Annotated in this window: 9 protein-coding genes and 1 pseudogene; 7 read left to right on the top strand and 3 right to left on the bottom strand. The window is 61.9% G+C overall.

Features of this window, described 5'->3' with window-relative positions:
* Window positions 1-60 precede the first annotated feature (60 nt).
* Window positions 61-1083, bottom strand: a complete 1023-nt coding sequence (locus tag HX866_RS25920) for a zinc-dependent alcohol dehydrogenase family protein (protein ID WP_177097498.1) — start codon at window positions 1081-1083, stop codon at window positions 61-63.
* Window positions 1084-1283: 200 nt separating this feature from the next.
* On the opposite strand from HX866_RS25920, the gene HX866_RS25915 reads away from it, so the two are divergent.
* On the top strand, window positions 1284-2198 hold the full coding sequence (locus tag HX866_RS25915) for a LysR family transcriptional regulator (protein ID WP_256345005.1): 915 nt from the start codon (window positions 1284-1286) through the stop codon (window positions 2196-2198).
* Window positions 2199-2230: 32 nt separating this feature from the next.
* Here the strand turns inward: HX866_RS25915 and HX866_RS25910 are convergent.
* Window positions 2231-2503, bottom strand: a pseudogene (locus HX866_RS25910) (SGNH/GDSL hydrolase family protein); the annotation flags it as partial.
* Window positions 2464-2919, bottom strand: coding sequence for a hypothetical protein (locus HX866_RS25905; protein WP_177140659.1), 456 nt, complete (start codon window positions 2917-2919; stop codon window positions 2464-2466). The pseudogene HX866_RS25910 and the gene HX866_RS25905, both read right to left, overlap by 40 nt.
* A gap of 316 nt (window positions 2920-3235) precedes the next feature.
* Between HX866_RS25905 and mexE the strand changes: the two genes are divergently transcribed.
* From mexE to HX866_RS25875, 6 genes are all read left to right on the top strand, one after another.
* Window positions 3236-4492, top strand: coding sequence for a multidrug efflux RND transporter periplasmic adaptor subunit MexE (gene mexE, locus HX866_RS25900; RefSeq protein ID WP_177097502.1), 1257 nt, complete (start codon window positions 3236-3238; stop codon window positions 4490-4492).
* Window positions 4493-4504: 12 nt separating this feature from the next.
* Window positions 4505-7684, top strand: a complete 3180-nt coding sequence (locus tag HX866_RS25895) for an efflux RND transporter permease subunit (protein ID WP_177140658.1) — start codon at window positions 4505-4507, stop codon at window positions 7682-7684.
* Entirely contained in the window at window positions 7681-9114 is a 1434-nt protein-coding gene (locus HX866_RS25890; RefSeq protein WP_177097504.1) for an efflux transporter outer membrane subunit, read from the top strand. Before HX866_RS25895 ends, HX866_RS25890 begins: the two co-directional genes overlap by 4 nt.
* Window positions 9115-9351: 237 nt before the next feature.
* Complete coding sequence (locus HX866_RS25885; protein ID WP_177140657.1) at window positions 9352-10641, top strand: HAF family protein; 1290 nt, start codon at window positions 9352-9354, stop codon at window positions 10639-10641.
* A 150-nt stretch (window positions 10642-10791) separates the two neighbouring features.
* Window positions 10792-11097 carry a hypothetical protein gene (locus HX866_RS25880; protein ID WP_177140656.1) on the top strand — a complete coding sequence of 102 codons (306 nt, stop codon included), beginning with the start codon at window positions 10792-10794 and terminating at the stop codon, window positions 11095-11097.
* Between the two features lie 187 nt (window positions 11098-11284).
* Window positions 11285-13384 (top strand): EAL domain-containing protein, encoded by a 2100-nt coding sequence (locus HX866_RS25875; RefSeq protein ID WP_177140655.1) that lies wholly within the window; start codon window positions 11285-11287, stop codon window positions 13382-13384.
* The last annotated feature ends 6 nt before the right edge of the window (window positions 13385-13390 follow it).

The following is a 13390-nucleotide window of genomic DNA, read 5'->3' as shown; positions in this document are numbered from 1 at the left end:
AAAAAACCCCGTATCACAAAATGATACGGGGTTATTTGGGTTCAAGCCGCCTCAGTCAGTTCAACTGGGCTCAACTTGCAGCGCGACCCGGCCACGACACGGACAGCCGTCCATGAAACGGTGCGCTTCGACAAACTCGTCGAAAGGAAAAGTGCGGACTTCCAGCGGCGGCAACACACGATCGGCCGTCAACTGGTTGATATCACGCAAGGCCCTTTGCAGCGCCGCCTGGTCCTGGACGATACCCAGCTCCGGCTTGCCGGTGAAGTTACCGATGCAGTGAACAAAGAACTGGATGTTCTTCTGGAACGCCGCACATGCAGGAAACGGGGTCTGGTTGCCGCCTTGCAGGCCATAGAGCACCAGGCTGCCACGGGGCGCCAGGACATCGCCGAGCATCGACATCTGCGGGCCGCCGAGGCCGTCGAAGACCATGTCGACACCACGTCCGTCGGTGTACTTGTTGATCTGCATCAGCAGGTCCTGCTCCTCGGTGACAATGACTTTGTCAGCCCCCAGGGACAACAGGTATTCGCGTTCTTCCGGGATCTTGGTCGCGGCAATCACCTTGGCGCCCAGGGCCTTGCCCAGTTGCACGAAAGAGGGCCCGGCACAGTGGCTGGCATCGGTGACCAGGGCAAACTGCCCCGGCTTGACCCGCGCCAGGTCCACATAAGCGAAATAGGCAATCAACAGCGGCGTGTAGTGCACGCTGGCCTCGACCGGCGTCAACACATCCGGATAACGGGTCAGGGCCGAACGCGGCAGGATGATCTGCTCGCCATAAACCGGGTAATCATTGGGGCTCTGGGCCGGGAAGCTGGCGACCTTGTCGCCGACCGCGAGGTCATCGATACCATCGCCGATGGCGGTGACCACACCGGCCATCTCATGACCGATACCGGCCGGCAGGCGGGCCTGGGACGACGCCAGGTTCTGGCGCCAGAGAACGTCATACCAACTGATGCCAATGGCCTCGACACGCACCTGCACTTCGCCCGGTGCAGGCAGAGTAGCCGTATGCTCTTCGCATTTGAGCACCTCGGCTGGACCAAACTTGTGAAAACGGATCGTGCGGGACATCGCAAACCTCGTCAAATGAACCTCTAATGCCACGAACTCTATCCGGGCTTTTCGTGCAAGACCATCAGTGGCTATTAATAGTCGACATGCCTGTCATTGATTGGCGACCATTGTACACAGTTCAAATTTCCGTGCGAATCAACCACTTTTGCCTTTAAGATTGACCTTCCCGCCAGTGACCGTCTTGTGAAGCGAGCCCGATGAACCGTAACGACTTGCGTCGCGTCGATCTGAACCTGCTGATCGTATTCGAAACCCTGATGCACGAACGGAGCGTGACCCGGGCCGCGGAAAAGCTCTTCCTCGGCCAGCCGGCCATCAGCGCGGCGCTGTCGCGCCTGCGCAGCCTGTTCGATGACCCGTTGTTCGTGCGCACCGGCCGCAGCATGGAGCCTTCGGCCCGTGCCGTGGAAATCTTCGCCCTGCTCTCCCCGGCCCTGGACTCGATCTCCACTGCGGTCAGCCGTGCTTCGGAATTCGACCCGGCGACCAGTACCTCGGTGTTTCGCATCGGCCTGTCCGATGACGTCGAGTTCGCCTTGCTGCCGCAGTTGCTCAAGCGCCTGCGCGCCGAAGCGCCCGGCATTGTGCTGGTGATTCGCCGTGTCAATTATCTACTGATTCCGGCCAAGCTCGGCTCGGGCGAGATTTCCATCGGCGTCTGCTACACCACCGACCTGCCGGCCAACGCCAAGCGCAAGGTCCTGCGCCGCAGTTCGCCGAAGTTGCTGCGGGCCGACACCATGCCCGGCCCGATGTCGCTGGATGACTTCTGCGCACGGCCCCATGCGCTGGTGTCGTTTGCCGGCGACCTGAGTGGTTTTATCGATACCGAATTGGAAAAACTCGGCCGCAAGCGCCATGTGGTGCTCGCGGTACCGCAGTTCAACGGCCTGAGCACCCTGATCTCCGGCACCGACATCATTGCCACCGTGCCCGACTACACCGCCGATGCGCTGACAGCCGCCGGCGGCGTACGGGCCGAGAACCCGCCCCTGGAAACCCAGACCTTCGAACTGCATATGGCCTGGCGCGGCTCTCAGGACAACGACCCGGGCGAGCGCTGGTTGCGCTCGCGGATCCAGATGTTCTGTGGGGATCCGGACAGCCTTTGATGGAGTTCTACAGAATTCCGACTGAGCATGGCTCAACGTTCCCCTGAGGCCTTGGACGAAACATCGCCGTGCGAAGCGTCGAATCCCGGCAACAAAGCTTCAAGATCGACAGCTTCGGCCATCGCGCGGTTGCCTTCATCGCCCGGGTGTAGATGATCTCCGGAGTCATAGCGCGCAGCGATCCGGGATGGATGGGCGGGATCCTGTAGAGCCACATCGAAGTCGATCACTGCATCGAATACGCCACTATGGCGAATCCAATCGTTCACCTGCTGGCGCAGGGCGTTCTTGTCGGGATGGTAGTAGGACTCGCTGTCGAAAAACCTTTCAACGCTGTCGGCGCCGTGATGCTCGTGCCCTCTGTTTTCGCGACAAACCTGGGCACGTCAAGCAGACGCACCTTGTCGCTAACACCCTGGGCAGACTGAAAGCGCATCTTCATCTGCTGCGCGACCTTGAAGATGTCCTGCACGCAGTGCCGATCGAAAGCACCGTGCAGTTCAAGGTGCTGGCCGCTTTTATCGTGGTAGATCTGCAACGAGTAGTGGCACGAACCCGACTGCCCGCCGCTGCCCAGCAATACGCAGGTAAACCCGCGCCCCAAATAGGCGCGTAACTGGTCCTGCAAGGCATCTTGAATGCCGATGGGGGTTTCTTCGACCCAACGCTCGGCGGTATAAAAGGGAAATAGCGAATCCGCTGCTCGTATCATGCTGTTCATCAATCACCTCGATGCGCACTCAGCGCTGTCGAGCCAAGCTTACCCGGGTGTCGGATCCACGGCCGTCAAGGCCCTGTAATCTTACGTAAAGATTGCCTGACACGACGCTGACACACCGCAGCGCTTCTTGCATTCCATGCAACAGTGATTTGTCATTTCAAGAATGGATAGCCCCCTAACTAAAGGCGCATGCTAGAGGGCTAGGGTCGATTTGATATCATTCTGAATGATAGTTACCTTCGGCTCATTCGATTCGTGCGAAACCACCCCGCCACAGCATGATCCGCCCATCTCAATAGATTGGCGGACTCCCCCCATGGAACAGTCACTTAAACTTTTGCGCTTTCCTCTGGCTGCCCTCGCGGTCGTGGTGATGAGCGCCTGCGGTAAAGCGCCCGTGGCGGCAGGTGGTCCGATGCCCGTGGCCAAGGTCAGCGTGGCCAAGGTCATCGAACAGCCCGTCAATGAATGGGACGAGTTCACCGGTCGCCTCGAAGCCCCGGAAACCGTCGAGATTCGTCCACGCGTCTCTGGTCAGATCGACTCGGTCGCCTTCACCGAAGGTGCCCTGGTGAAGAAAGGCGACCTGCTATTCCAGATCGACCCACGTCCTTACCAGGCTGAAGTCCATCGCCTCGAAGCCCAACTGCAACAAGCCCGCGCCAGCGCCAGCCGCAGTGCCAATGAAGCCGAGCGCGGCAAACGCCTGTTGAGCAGCAACGCGATTTCCGCCGAACTGGCCGATACCCGCAGCAGCTCCGCCCAGGAATCCAAGGCCGCAGTCGACGCCACCCAGGCACAACTTGACCTGGCCAAGCTGAACCTGAGCTTCACCCGCGTCACCTCGCCGATCAGCGGCCGGGTCAGCCGTGCCGAAATCACCGCCGGCAACATCGTCACCGCCGATGTCACCGCGCTGACCAGCGTGGTTTCCACCGACAAGGTCTACGCCTACTTCGACGCCGACGAGCGGGTCTACCTCAAGTACACCCAACTCGCGCGCCAGGGCAAACGTGGCCAGACCACCCCGGTCTACCTCGGTCTGTCCAACGAAACCGGCAACCCGCACCTGGGCCAGATGAACTTCGTCGACAACCAGGTCAACCCCAAGACCGGCACCATCCGCGGTCGTGCGGTGTTCGACAACAGCGACGGCACGTTCACCCCCGGTCTCTATGCCCGTCTGAAGCTGGTCGGCAGCGGCACCTACGCCGCCGTACTGATCAACGACGAAGCCGTCGGCACCGACCTGGGCAAGAAGTTCGTACTGGTGATGGATGCCGACAAGAAGACCGTCTACCGCTCGGTCGAGCTGGGTCCGAAAATCGAAGGGCTGCGTATCGTGCGCACCGGCCTGAACAAGGATGACACGATCATCGTCAAGGGCCTGCAACGCGTTCGTCCTGGCTCGCCGGTGGATCCGGAAGTAATCCCGATGGCCTCCAAGGAAACCCTCGCGGCCCTGGCCCTACAAAAACAAGCCCTGGAGGCCAGCAACCTGCCCCAGGTCACGCCCGCCAAGAGCGCACCGGCCCCGGCTACCAAGCTGGCCGTAGCGACTCCACGCGGTTAAGGGATACACACGATGAATTTTTCCCAGTTCTTCATATCAAGACCGATCTTCGCAGCGGTACTCTCGCTGCTGATCCTGATCGCGGGCGCCATCTCGCTGTTCCAGTTGCCCATCAGCGAATACCCGGAAGTGGTTCCGCCGACCGTGGTCGTGCGTGCCAACTTCCCTGGCGCCAACCCCAAGGTCATCGGTGAAACCGTGGCCGCACCGCTGGAACAGGCGATCACCGGTGTCGAGAACATGCTCTACATGTCCTCGCAATCCACCGCCGACGGCAAGCTGACCCTGACCATCACCTTCGCCCTGGGTACCAACCTGGATAACGCGCAGGTCCAGGTGCAGAACCGTGTGACCCGTACCGAGCCGAAACTTCCGGTGGAAGTGACCCGTATCGGTATCACTGTCGACAAGGCTTCGCCCGACCTGACCATGGTTGTGCACTTGACCTCGCCGGACAAACGCTACGACATGCTCTACCTGTCCAACTACGCCATCCTCAATATCAAGGATGAATTGGCCAGCCTGGGCGGCGTCGGTGACGTGCAGTTGTTCGGCATGGGCGACTACTCCCTGCGGGTCTGGCTCGATCCGAACAAGACCGCTTCGCGCAACCTGACCGCCACCGATGTGGTCAATGCCATTCGCGAGCAGAACCGCCAGGTCGCAGCCGGCCAGTTGGGTGCCCCGCCCGCGCCTACCGCCACCAGCTTCCAGCTGTCGATCAACGCCCAGGGCCGTCTGGTCTCCGAGGAAGAGTTCGAGAACATCGTGATTCGCGCCGGCGACGACGGCGAGATCACCCGCCTGAAAGATATCGCCCGGGTCGAACTCGGCTCCAGCCAGTACGCCCTGCGCTCGCTGCTGAACAACCAGCCGGCGGTCGCTATCCCGATCTTCCAGCGTCCGGGCTCCAACGCCATCGACATCTCCAATGAAGTCCGGGCCAAGATGGCCGAGCTGAAGAAGGGTTTCCCGGAAGGCATGGACTTCAGCATTGTCTATGACCCGACGATCTTCGTGCGCGGCTCCATCGAAGCGGTGGTCCACACCCTGTTCGAAGCACTGATCCTCGTGGTGCTGGTGGTGATCCTGTTCCTGCAGACCTGGCGTGCCTCGATCATCCCACTGGTCGCCGTACCGGTGTCGCTGATCGGTACCTTTGCGGTCATGCACCTGTTCGGTTTCTCCCTCAACGCCCTGTCGCTGTTCGGCCTGGTACTGGCCATTGGTATCGTGGTGGACGACGCCATCGTGGTGGTGGAGAACGTCGAACGGAACATCGGTCTCGGTCTCCATCCGGTGGAAGCGACCAAGCGCGCCATGCGTGAGGTGACCGGTCCGATCATTGCCACGGCGTTGGTGCTGTGTGCGGTGTTTATCCCGGCGGCGTTCATCTCCGGCTTGACCGGGCAGTTCTACAAGCAGTTCGCCCTGACCATCGCCATCTCCACCGTGATCTCGGCGTTCAACTCCCTGACCATGTCCCCGGCCCTGGCCGCGGTGCTGCTCAGGAGTCACGATGCACCGAAGGACACGTTCTCCAAAGTCCTCGACAAACTGCTGGGTGGCTGGCTGTTCCGTCCATTCAACCGCTTCTTCGACCGCGCCAGCCACGGCTATGTCGGCACCGTGACCCGCGTCATCCGCGTCAGCGGTGTCGCTCTGGTGCTCTACGCCGGCCTGATCGCCCTGACCTGGCTCGGTTTCTCCAGCACCCCGAGCGGTTTCGTTCCCGGGCAGGACAAACAGTACCTGGTGGCCTTCGCCCAACTGCCGGATGCGGCGAGCCTGGACCGTACCGAAGATGTGATCAAGCGTATGTCCGACCTGGCCCTGAAACAGCCGGGCGTGGAAAGCGCGGTGGCCTTCCCGGGCCTGTCGATCAACGGTTTCACCAACAGCCCGAACGCCGGTATCGTGTTCGTCACCTTGAAACCTTTCGACCAGCGCAAGGACCCGAGCCAGACGGCCGGTGCCATTGCCGGCGCCCTGAACGGCAAGTTCGCCGGAATCCAGGAAGCCTACATGGCGATCTTCCCACCACCGCCGGTACAAGGCCTGGGCACCATCGGCGGCTTCCGTCTGCAGATCGAAGACCGGGGCAACCTGGGCTACGACGAGCTGTACAAAGAGACGATGAACATCATCACCAAGAGCCGCAGCGTGCCTGAGCTGGCCGGGTTGTTCACCAGCTACACGGTCAACGTGCCGCAGGTGGATGCCGCCATCGACCGCGAGAAAGCCAAGACCCACGGCGTGGCCGTCAGCGACATCTTCGACACCCTGCAGATCTACCTGGGTTCGTTGTATGCCAACGACTTCAACCGCTTCGGTCGCACCTATCAGGTCAACGTCCAGGCCGAGCAGCAGTTCCGCCTCGAATCCGACCAGATCGGCCAGTTGAAAGTGCGTAACAACAAAGGCGAGATGATCCCCCTGGCGACCTTCATCAAGGTCAGCGACACCTCGGGCCCGGACCGCGTGATGCACTACAACGGTTTTATCACCGCCGAGATCAACGGCGCCGCGGCACCGGGCTACAGCTCCGGCCAGGCGCAGATCGCGATCGAGAAGCTGCTGAAAGAGGAACTGCCCAACGGCATGACCTACGAGTGGACCGACCTGACCTACCAGCAGATCCTCTCGGGCAACACCGCGTTGCTGGTGTTCCCGCTCTGCGTGCTGCTGGCGTTCCTGGTGTTGGCGGCCCTGTATGAAAGCTGGAGCCTGCCGCTGGCGGTGATCCTGATCGTACCGATGACCCTGCTGTCGGCGATTGCCGGGGTGATTGCCTCGGGTGGCGACAACAACATCTTCACCCAGATCGGCCTGATCGTACTGGTGGGCCTGGCGTGCAAGAACGCGATCCTGATCGTCGAGTTCGCCAAGGATAAACAGGAAGAAGGCCTCGACCCGCTGAGCGCGGTGCTGGAAGCCTGCCGCCTGCGTCTGCGGCCGATCCTGATGACCTCCTTCGCCTTCATCATGGGTGTGGTTCCCCTGGTGTTCTCCAGCGGTGCTGGTGCCGAGATGCGTCATGCGATGGGTGTCGCGGTGTTCTCCGGGATGCTCGGGGTGACCTTCTTCGGTCTGCTGCTGACGCCGGTGTTCTATGTATTGATCCGCCGCTCGGTCGAGCGCAGCGATGCGCGCAAAGCCGCCCGGGCCCTCAAGCTGGAGGCGCAACAATGAGCAACCTGAAGCTGAAGGCCTTTGTCCCGAGCCTGCTGGTACTGGCGCTGAGCGCCTGTGCCGTCGGCCCGGACTACAAGGCCCCGGCCACCGAGACAGCCAACATCACCGCCGCCACCGATGGCAGCGCCGGTCAGAAAAACTATGACCGCGCACGTTTCCAGGGCATCTGGTGGCAGCAGTTCGACGATCCGACCCTGAACCAGCTGGTGACCCAGTCACTGGCCGGCAACCGTGAATTGCGCGTGGCCTTCGCCCGTCTGAAAGCGTCGCGGGCGATCCGCGACGACGTCGACACCCAGACCATGCCGACCATCACCAGCCGCGCCAGCGCCGATGTCGGCAAGGGCCAGGTGCCGGGCACCACCGAGCAACGGGTCAACAGCGAGCGTTACGACCTGGGGCTCGACATGGCCTGGGAAGTCGACCTGTTCGGGCGTATCCGCCGCAACCTGGAAGCGGCCGATGCCGACCAGCAAGTGGCCGAAGCCGACCTCTACCAACTGCAAGTCACCATGATTGCCGAACTGGTGGATGCTTATGGTCAACTGCGCGGTGCGCAACTGCGGGAAAAGATCGCCCTGGCCAACCTGAAGAACCAGCAGGAATCCAAGGGCATCACCGAAAGCCTGCGGGATGCCGGCGTCGGCGATCAGCTCGACGTGGTCCGCGCCGACGCCCGCCTCGCGGCGGTCGAAGCCACGGTGCCGCAGTTGCAGGCCGAGCAGGCGCGGGAGAAAAACCGTATCGCGACCTTGCTGGGCGAACGTCCGGACACGCTGAGCGTGGACCTGGGTCCGAAGGACCTGCCGGCGATTTCCAAGGCCCTGGCCATTGGCAATCCGGGCGACCTGCTGCAACGCCGTCCGGATATCGTCAGCGCCGAACGCAAGCTGGCCGCCGCCACCGCGCGGATCGGCGTGGCCAAGGCCGACCTGTTCCCACGGGTCAGCCTCAGCGGCTTCCTCGGCTTTACCGCCGGGCGGGGTTCGCAGATCGGTTCGTCCGCCGCCAATGCCTGGGCCCTCGGCCCAAGCATCACCTGGCCGGCGTTCAACCTCGGTAGCGTCAGGGCTCGCTTGCGCGGGGCCAATGCCGAGGCCGAAGGCGCACTGGCCAGCTACGAGCAGCAAGTGTTGCTGGCCCTGGAAGAATCGCAGAACGCCTTCAGCGATTACGGCAAGCGCCAACAGCGCCTGATCTCGCTGATTCGCCAGAGCGAATCGAGCCGTGCCGCCGCCGATCTGGCTGCGATTCGCTACCGCGAAGGCACTGCCGACTTCCTGGTGCTGCTCGACGCCCAGCGCGAACGCCTGGCCGCCGAAGACAGCCAGGCCCAGGCCGAAACCGATCTGTATCGCGGCATCGTGGCGATCTACAAGTCACTGGGTGGCGGCTATGAGCCGCAGGCAGTCGCCAGCAGCCACTGATTCAAGACCTCCCGGGGTTGGATGCCCTCCGACCCTTTTTCAGCCCCGCGCCACCTTGGTCGCGGGGCTTTTTTTCGTCCTCGAACAAGCCCTGGAGATAGTGCTGCTCGATATTTCACAAGCTTCGAAATGCTCTAACGAACTGTCATTTCTGACAGTTACCAGCGGGATAAGGCCAGAGGTACGGTAAGTACGCGTACAGATCGTGCGTGCACACTCATCGCAAGGAGAAGCGTCATGAAAACCCCCTCTCGTCTTGTTACTTCGCTCGGATTGATTATCGCGGGTGTCAGCCTGGCCACGACGGCCCAGGCTGCCACATGGAGCGACGACGTTTACAACGTCACGCTTACCAATAGCAACATCACCGGCATCAATGATACTAAATTGTCGATTGGCAACTCCATTGGAGCGGACTTCGTCCATCTTGCCATCTATGACACAGCGTCTGGCGGGGGCACCGCCCTGCCGCCGTTGTTCACCTCCAGCGCTGGAGTGCCAGGGGCATGCGCCGGCGGTGCGGTGAGCAATGGCTCAGCAACCACGGCCGTGCTCATCGGCTCCTGCGAAGACGGCACCAGTATTCCCCAGGCCGTCAAATGGGTCGCCAACAATCTGACCGCCCCCCCTCAACAACAGCTGCCACTGCCCCTGCTCGCAGGACTGCGACTGGTACCCGACGTGCAAACCGAGGCAGCCGCCGTCAATCTGGCGGGTGTCGTGGTGGGCGTCAGCATCAGCCCCAGCGGGGAGACCACGCCGGTGATCTGGACCTCCGCCGGGGCAGCGAACAGCCTGCTCCCGCCACTGCTCGGCTCGGTCACCAACTGCAGTACGGCGGACATCAGTGACGCCGCCACCCCCTCGATCATCGGCAATTGCCCGGCGGGCAGCGGCGGCGCGGGAAAAAATCAAGCGGTACTCTGGTCCAGTGCCAGCAGCGGCTATACCGCGTTGCCCGTGCCTACGGGGGCCAGTTACTGTGTGGCCAGTGAAATCAACCTGAGCGGGCAGATCCTCGGCACCTGCTATTACATCGGCAGCGGCAGCAGCACTCCCGATACGTATAAAACCGTGCAATGGGCCGCCGGCGGCGGCAGCGCGCCGACGGTGATGTTGACCATCAACGGCAGCACCTCGCTGCGTAACTCCGGGACAGCCATGAACGCTTCCGGGCAGATCACCGGCAATCGGCTGAAATCCGGAGGCTTTGTCACCGGGTTCGTCTGGAATCCCTCAACCGGCACCGATGGGACGCCGATCCCGCTCTTGCCGGGCAGCTCAAGAGCAACCGCCAAAGCCATCTCGAACAACGGTGTGGCCGTCGGTTGTGGCGAGGTCGGAGGCCTTAGCCAAGCCTACGTTTACCACATCTCCAGCGGCACCCTGACCGCGATAACCGCTCTGGGAGCCGGCGGCAATGACTGTGCCAACGCCATTTCTCCAGCTGGTGCCTATACAGCGGGCCTCAGCGAAAACGCGACCATCGGCGAACAGGACGATGGGGTGATCACCTCGACCCCTTAGGGCCAACACGTGAGCGGCTCAGGGCTTCCATCGAAGCGCATTGGTTTTATCCAGAGGGATACTGAAATGACTTCTATCGTACTTTCCCCGTCAATCTGTTCCAGGGAGACAAAAGCGCCGCACACCCGGCGCGCCCAAAGGGGGCTTGCCTTGGCCATGCTGATCGCGGCGGGTGTTATCGGCCCGTTGATAGCGACATCCAGCGATGCCGCCACCATCTGCGGGTCGCCGGTGCGCCGTGTTTGCGGCACTAGCATCCCCGTCAGAACTCCCGCTTACTCCCCCGGCTTCAGTACCGGTTACAACAACGGTTACGCCAATGGCTATGCAAACGGTTACCTAGCCGGTCGCAATGACTATATCGCGGACTACAACGCGGGCTACAACTACGGCTTCACCTCAGGTTATAGCGACGGTTACAACACCAATCCGCCTTACAGCCGAACCCGCTACTAAAGCCGAACGGACGACAGTGACATTTTTCGCCCGCCCCCCACCGACCAGCCCCGAGAGCCCTTGGCCTCGGGGCTTTTTCAAGCGCCGACTTGGCCTTTTCGGGTCATCTCGGGATATGCTCGCGTCTCGGGGCCGAGCCTAGTGGCCATATGCCCCGAAAAGACTGAAGGTCTAAAGGGGTTGGGCAATGTCACAGTCAGTCTTCCAGTTGTTCCTGACCCAGCGCCTGGCGGCGCTGGCAGGGGCTGATTCGCTGCGGGCCATTCGCGAAGGCCTGCTGTGGCTGCTGCCGTGTCTGCTGGTGTCGACAGCGTTTCTGATCCTCTCGGTGTGCGCGCGCCTGGCCGGACTGCCCGACGATTGGGTGAATTTCCTCGCCGGGCTGCATGAGAAAATCAGCTCCATCCTGCCCTTGCTGGTGGCCGCCTCCATTGGCTACATGCTCGCCATTCGCTATCGCCTGCCCCAGGTGCCAGTGGCCTTCCTGTGCCTGGCCCATGTGGAAATCGCCATCTACCTGCTCAGCGATTTCCCCCGGGCCGCGGCAACCCTGGTGCTGTTTATCGCCATCGCCTCGCCGCTGATCAACGTGCCGATCATGGCCTGGCTGTACCGACAATCCTGGACACGGCTGGTGCGGGAAAACGTGGTCGGCTTCAACGTACGCGACAGCATCAACGTGGTGCTCCCCGGCCTGATCACCACCGCCCTGCTGGTCACCGTGCTGTCGCTGCTGCTGGAGATTCCCCAGATCGCGCAGATGCAGGTGCCCTTCGGTCGTGAGGCGCTGGAGCATCCTTACCGCTACGGCGCGCTGATCAGTGCCACCAACTCGATCCTGTGGTTCTTCGGCATCCATGGCCTGCACGCGATGCAGCCGGTGTTCAACGTCCTCGACGAAGCCGTGAACATCAATCAGATCAATCTCGCCGCCGGGGAGCCCCACCGCTATATCCTCAACAGCGGCCTGCTGGGCTGTTTCGCCTTTATCGGTGGCTCCGGTGCTTCGCTGTCGCTGATCGTCGCGGTGCTGCTGTTTACCCGCGACCGCTCCCTGCGCCTGCTGGCCCTTGCCTCGGTGCCGCTGTCGTTGTTCAACATCAATGAAATCCTGCTGTTCGGCCTGCCGATCATTCTCAACCCGCGTCTGTTCATCCCTTTTTTGATCACCCCGGTGCTCAATGCGCTGATCGCGGTGGCGGTGGTCCAGGCCGGCTGGGTGGCGCCGATGGTCACCGGCATGCCACTGAATTCGCCGGTGCTGCTCAACGCCTACCTGAGCACCAACGGCGACTGGGCCGCGGTGATCCTGCAACTGGTACTGCTCGGCATCGGCAGCCTGATCTACGCGCCCTATGTGATTGGCCTGCACCGGCACCAGGAAAGCGATGACGGTATCTATATCAAATCCTTCGACACCACCTTCCGCAGTCTCGAGGAAAAGGGCCGGCTGTTCGAATTCGATCCAGTGGCGGCCTCGTACAAGAACGATGCCCGCCGGGCCCAGGAACTGGACCGCATCCGTCAGATCAGCGAATACGAGTTTTACCTGGAGTACCAGCCGCATATCTCCAAGACCACCGGCCTGTGCACCGGGTGCGAGGCGCTGATGCGCGCCCGCGACAAGGACGGCAATGCCCAGCAGCCCTGGGAGTTCCTCAAGTGGCTGGGCCAGGCCAACCTGATGCCGGATGTCGACCTGTGGGTCGCCGCCCAGGCGCTGGAACAATATCGGCGCTGGCGCAAAGCCGGCTTCGAGGTGCCGATGACCATCAACGTGACCGGTGCCACCCTGAGTGTGCCGGAGTACGGCGAACGCCTCATGGAGACCCTCGCCCTGGCCCAGGGGATGATTTCCGTCGAGCTGACCGAGGACGCCCTGGTCGGTGATGTCCCGACGATCAACCGCCTGATCGAACGCCTGCACGGTTTTGGCGCCAAGCTGTATATCGATGACTTTGGCACCGGTTATTCGGCACTGAGCTACCTGCACCAATTCAAGATCGACTGCATCAAGATCGACCGCAGCTTTGTCGTCGCCCACTGTCACCCCGAGGGCGCACGGGTACTCAATGGCATGCTGCGGCTGTGTGAAACCCTGAACCTGGGAATCATTGTCGAGGGTGTGGAAACCCAGGAGCAGTACGATGCCCTGCACTCGTCCACGGAACTGGTGATCCAGGGCTGGTACTTCAGCAAGGCCATTCCCGGCGAGCGGATGCCGGACTTTGTCCGTCAACGCCAGGCCCTGGCACACCAGGGCAGCGGCTTGATGCTGCCCGGATAGCCCTGC

The organism is Pseudomonas gingeri, from assembly GCF_013386165.1.
GTDB classification, from domain to species: Bacteria; Pseudomonadota; Gammaproteobacteria; order Pseudomonadales; family Pseudomonadaceae; genus Aquipseudomonas; species Aquipseudomonas gingeri_C.
The sequence above is the reverse complement of the archived record's forward strand: the minus strand, read 5'-3'. Positions and strand labels throughout refer to the sequence as shown.